Origin of the sequence: Promicromonospora kroppenstedtii DSM 19349, assembly GCF_000515355.1 — a bacterium.
Lineage (GTDB): Bacteria > Actinomycetota > Actinomycetes > Actinomycetales > Cellulomonadaceae > Promicromonospora > Promicromonospora kroppenstedtii.
Genome location: NZ_KI911761.1, coordinates 47,471 through 52,627 on the forward strand (window position 1 = coordinate 47,471; position 5,157 = coordinate 52,627).

A 5,157-nucleotide genomic window follows, 5' to 3' on the forward strand; every position below is an offset into this window, starting at 1 on the left:
GGGCGCCGTCGGGCAGGCCCGGACGCTCTGGCTCCTGGACCTGGACGCCGCCGGCGCCACCTCGCCGGAGTAGAACCAGGGCGAAGTGGAACGGGAGCGGGACGAAGACCCTGATCAGGGTTCTTGTCCCGCTCCCGTTCCATTTCGCGACGGTTCTACTTCGCCGCGTGTAAGTCTCTTAGCGTGCGACGCGGCCGCCACGGCGGACGCGAAGCGCCTCCAGCGCCTCCTCGAGAAGGGCGGCGCCGTCCTCGTCGGACCTGCGCTCCTTCACGTAGGCGAGGTGCGTCTTGTACGGCTCGTTCCGTACCGGACTCGGCGGGTTCACCGGGTCCATGCCGGCGGGGAAGCCGCACCGCGGGCAGTCCCACTGCGCAGGGGCCTCGACGTCCTCGCCCACCGAGAAGCTCGGTGCTGTCTCGTGCCCGTTGGCACACCAGTAAGAAACTCGGACACGCGGGGCGGTGTCGCCCCGCTCCGTCTCTCCGAGAGGGCCGGCGCCTACCCGGCTCCCCCGAATCGCATGACCGCCTGATGCCACGTCTGTCGTCCCCTCTGTGTGTGGCCGTCAGCTGCTAGGCGCTTGGCGACCGGGTCAGCTGACCTTCTGGATGAGTCCGAGCAGGACGATCACCACGGCCCACACGAGGGCGAAGGCGATTGTGATGCGATTGAGGTTCCGCTCGGCCACGCCGGACGAACCGGCGCCCATCGAGATACCGCCACCGAACATGTCGGACAGACCGCCACCCTTGCCCTTGTGGAGCAGGATGAGCATGGTGAGAAAGCCGCTGGTCAGGACCAGCAGGACTTCCAGGATGATGCGGAGCGCGTCCACGGTTCACGTCCTCGGTTGTAGATGTGCCGGGCGTTCTCCCGGCGGCGGATTCGGGTCAAGAGTAAGCGAGACGTACCTCACAGTGCGAACCCCCTGATCAGGGGTTTATGGGACCCGGATCAGACGTCGCACGCGGAACATCGCGCCCGAGTGAGGGTACCTCAGGCAGGTTGCGGGACGGTCTCACGACCGAACGTGTCAGACCCACAGATCACTCCCGTGACCTGTGGGTCTGACATGTGCGCGGGGTAGGTCTCAGACTCTGCTTTCTGTCGCCTGAGACCGCCGCTCCGCTCCGGGCGAGTGCCTCGTACCTCGGCCCTCACCCTGCGCTGCGGTCAGGTCTCAGACTCTGCTTTCTGTCGCCTGAGACCGCCGCTCCGCTCCGGGCGAGTGCCTCGTACCTCGGCCCTCACCCTGCGCTGCGCTCTGGTCTCAGGCGACGACGTGGGACTGGTAGCGCGCGATCTTCGCGAACTCCTCGGGGTCCAGGCTCGCGCCGCCCACCAGGGCGCCGTCGACGTCGGGCTGCGCCATGATCTGCGCGACGTTGCCCGACTTGACCGAGCCGCCGTACAGGACGCGGACGCCGGCCGCGGCGCTCTCGTCGCACAGCTCGCCCAGCACGCGGCGGATCGCGCCGCAGACCTCCTGCGCGTCGTCCGGGGTGGCGACCTCGCCGGTGCCGATGGCCCAGACGGGCTCGTAGGCGATGACGATCTTGGCGATCTGCTCGCTCGGCACGTCGGCCAGCGCGGCCTCGACCTGCGCGAGGGTGTGCGAGACCTGGTTGCCCGCCCTACGGACCTCCAGGCCCTCGCCGACGCACAGGATCGGGGTCAGGCCGTGCGCGAACGCGGCGCGCACCTTGGCGTTGACGACGTCGTCCGACTCGGCGTGGTACTCACGGCGCTCCGAGTGGCCGATGACCACGTAGGTGCAGCCGAGCTTGTTCAGCATCGTGCCCGAGATCTCGCCCGTGTAGGCACCGGACTCGTGCCGGGACAGGTCCTGGGCGCCATAGACGATCTCCAGCTTGTCGGCGTCGACCAGCGTCTGCACCGAGCGCAGGTCGGTGAACGGCGGGATGACCGCCACCTCCACCGCGGCGTAGTCGTGCTTGGCGTCCTTCAGGGTCCAGGACAGCTTCTGGACCGTGCTGATCGCCTGCTGGTGGTCCAGGTTCATCTTCCAGTTGCCCGCCATCAGCGGCGTGCGGGTGGTAGCCACGTGCTTCTTCTTTCTGTTCGGAGGTACGTCAGGTCAGCGTGTGGGACTCAGGCGGTGCTTGTTTCCGCCTGAGTCTGCGGTTTGCTCCTGGCGGTGCGCCTTCGGCTCAGTCGGCGAGCACCGTGAGGCCCGGGAGCTCCTTGCCCTCGAGCAGCTCCAGGCTCGCGCCGCCACCGGTCGAGATGTGGCTGAACCCGGCCTCGTCGAAGCCGAGGACCCGCACGGCCGCGGCCGAGTCGCCGCCGCCCACGATGGAGAACCCGCCGGCCGTCGTCGCCTCGATGATGCCCTGGGCCACGGCCTTGGTGCCGTCGGCGAACGCCTCGAACTCGAACACGCCCATGGGGCCGTTCCAGGCGATGGTCTTCGCGTCGGCCAGCTTGCCGGCGAACAGCTTGCCGGACTCGGGGCCGATGTCGAGGCCCATGGTGCCGTCCGGGATCGCGTCGGCCGCGACCACGCGGTGCGCGGCGTCGGCGGCGAACGAGTCCGCAGCGACGATGTCGACCGGCAGCACGATCTCGACGCCGTTCGCCTCGGCCGTGGCCAGGTAGCCCTTGACGGTCTCGATCTGGTCGTTCTCCAGCAGGCTGTTGCCCACCGACAGGCCCTTGGCGGCCAGGAACGTGAAGACCATGCCGCCGCCGATGAGCAGGCGGTCCGCCTTGGTCAGCAGGTTCGCGATGACGCCGAGCTTGTCCGAGACCTTGGAGCCGCCGAGCACGACGGCGTAGGGACGCTCGGGGTCACCGGTCGCCTTCGAGAGCGACTCGACCTCGTTCAGGACCAGGTCGCCGGCCGCGGCGGGCAGCACCTGCGCGATGTCGTACACCGAGGCCTGCTTGCGGTGCACCACACCGAAGCCGTCCGACACGAACGCGTCGGCGAGCTGCGCCAGCTCACCGGCGAGCTCGGCACGCTCGGCGTCGACCTTCGAGGTCTCGCGGGCGTCGAACCGGACGTTCTCCAGGAGGGCGACCTGGCCGTCGGCCAGGGCGTCGACCGTGGCCTTCGCGGACGGACCCACGAGGTCCTGCGCGAGGGGGACGTCCTGGCCGAGCAGCTCGCCCAGGCGGGCGGCGACGGGGGCCAGGGAGTACTGGGGGTCCGGCGCGCCCTTGGGGCGGCCCAGGTGGGCCAGCACGACGACGCGGGCACCGGCGTCGGCCAGGCGCGTCAGCGTGGGCAGCGCGGCGCGGATGCGGCCGTCGTCCGTGATGGTCTTGCCGTCCAGCGGCACGTTGAAGTCGGAGCGGACCAGGACGCGCTTGCCGCGCAGGTCGCCGAGGGAGTCGATGGTCTTCATGAGCACTCCAGGTCGGGGACCGGCCGCCAGGAGAGGCCGGTCGAGGTTCCGTACATGACGACGTCCGCGTGCGCCGGCTGGCCGATGCGCACGCGGACGTCGGAGTTCACGCTTCCGAGAGAGCTGTCAGAGCTTCTCGCCGACGAACACGGTGAGGTTCACGAGGCTGTTCGAGTAGCCCCACTCGTTGTCGTACCAGGAGACGACCTTGACCTGGTTGCCGATCACCTTGGTGAGCTTCGCGTCGTAGATGCTCTGGTGCGGGTTGGTCACGATGTCCGAGGAGACGATGTCGTCCTCGACGTACTCCAGGATGCCCTTGAGCGGGCCCTCGGAGGCGGCCTTGACGGCGGCGTTGACCTCGTCGATGGTCACCTCGCGCGACGCCTCGAAGGTGAGGTCCGTGGCCGAGCCGGTGATGACCGGCACGCGCAGGGCGTAGCCGTCCAGCTTGCCCTTCAGCTCCGGCAGCACCAGGGCGACGGCCTTGGCGGCACCCGTGGTGGTCGGGACGATGTTCTGCGCGGCGGCGCGGGCACGGCGCAGGTCCTTGTGCGGGCCGTCCTGCAGGTTCTGGTCACCCGTGTAGGCGTGGATCGTGGTCATGAGGCCACGCTCGATGCCGATCGAGTCGTTCAGCGCCTTGGCCAGCGGGGCGAGGCAGTTCGTGGTGCACGACGCGTTCGAGATGATGTTGTGCGCGGCCGGGTCGTACAGCTCGTGGTTGACGCCCATGACGAACGTCGCGTCCTCGTTCTTGGCCGGGGCCGAGATGATGACCTTCTTGGCACCGGCGTCGATGTGCGCCTTCGCCTTGGTGGCGTCCGTGAAGAAGCCCGTGGACTCGATGACGATGTCCGCACCCAGCTCGCCCCAGGGGAGGTCGGCGGGGTTGCGCTCGGCGAGCGCACGGATCTTCTTGCCGTCCACGATGATGTTCTCGTCGTCGAAGTCGACCGACTTGCCGAAGCGGCCCAGCGTCGTGTCGTACTTGAGCAGGTGCGCGAGCGTCTTGTTGTCGGTGAGGTCGTTCACGCCCACGACCTCGATGTCCGCACCCGACTCCACGAGAGCCCGGTAGAAGTTCCTGCCGATACGGCCGAAGCCGTTGATGCCGACGCGGATGGTCACAATGCCCTCCTCAGGGGCGCCGGCCGTCCCGGCGCACACGTTTCCTTGTATCTGACGCCACTGTCGTCGATGCCCGACGGACCAGTGCGTTGCCAGGGGGTTTCCGGGCACCGCGACCCCGCGACGACCCGAAGGGGAAACGCGATGGTCACGGCGTCGTCACCTGACGATTTCGAGCCTATACCCGAACCGTGCCGATCCGTGACCCGAGCCGGACAGCCTGGAACTCCAGGTTCTGTCCTTTCCCACAAAAACGGATCCCACGGAATCGGATCACAGATCGAGCAGGTCGGCGGACAGCCCTGCCTCCGTGTCCGGGATGCCCAGCTCGAGGGCGCGCTTGTCCGCCGTCGACAGCAGACGGCGGATCCGGCCCGCCACCGCGTCCTTGGAGAGCTGCGGATCGGCCAGGCGGCCCAGCTCCTCCAGCGAGGCCTGCTTGTGGGCCAGGCGCAGCTCACCGGCCTGGCGCAGGTGCTCGGGCAGCTCGTCGCCCAGGATCTCGAAGGCCCGCTGGACGCGCGCTCCGGCGGCCACGGCCGCCCGGGCGGAGCGGCGCAGGTTGGCGTCGTCGAAGTTGGCCAGCCGGTTGGCGGTGCCGCGCACCTCGCGGCGCTCGCGCCGCTCCTCCCAGACCTTCAGGGTCTCGGGT

At 68.9% G+C, this 5,157-nt stretch carries 6 protein-coding genes; all 6 read right to left on the reverse strand.

Annotated elements, in window-relative coordinates; all coding sequences use genetic code 11:
• Positions 1 to 178 precede the first annotated feature (178 nt).
• A complete protein-coding gene (locus tag PROKR_RS28795; RefSeq protein WP_051109404.1) occupies positions 179 to 541 on the reverse strand; it encodes an RNA polymerase-binding protein RbpA in 363 nt (120 codons plus the stop codon).
• A gap of 54 nt (positions 542 to 595) precedes the next feature.
• The gene (gene secG / locus PROKR_RS28800; RefSeq protein WP_020014806.1) at positions 596 to 838 is read right to left on the reverse strand and encodes a preprotein translocase subunit SecG; all 243 of its coding nucleotides are present in this window, start codon (positions 836 to 838) and stop codon (positions 596 to 598) included.
• A gap of 435 nt (positions 839 to 1,273) precedes the next feature.
• Positions 1,274 to 2,044, reverse strand: coding sequence for a triose-phosphate isomerase (tpiA, locus tag PROKR_RS28805; RefSeq protein ID WP_036970910.1), 771 nt, complete (start codon positions 2,042 to 2,044; stop codon positions 1,274 to 1,276).
• Positions 2,045 to 2,174: 130 nt separating this feature from the next.
• On the reverse strand, positions 2,175 to 3,374 hold the full coding sequence (locus PROKR_RS28810; protein ID WP_036970913.1) for a phosphoglycerate kinase: 1,200 nt from the start codon (positions 3,372 to 3,374) through the stop codon (positions 2,175 to 2,177).
• A 126-nt stretch (positions 3,375 to 3,500) separates the two neighbouring features.
• Complete coding sequence (gene gap, locus PROKR_RS28815) at positions 3,501 to 4,505, reverse strand: type I glyceraldehyde-3-phosphate dehydrogenase (protein ID WP_036970916.1); 1,005 nt, start codon at positions 4,503 to 4,505, stop codon at positions 3,501 to 3,503.
• Between the two features lie 273 nt (positions 4,506 to 4,778).
• Positions 4,779 to 5,157, reverse strand: a 379-nt coding sequence (whiA, locus tag PROKR_RS28820) for a DNA-binding protein WhiA (RefSeq protein WP_084800758.1), incomplete at its 5' end; no start/stop codon positions are given.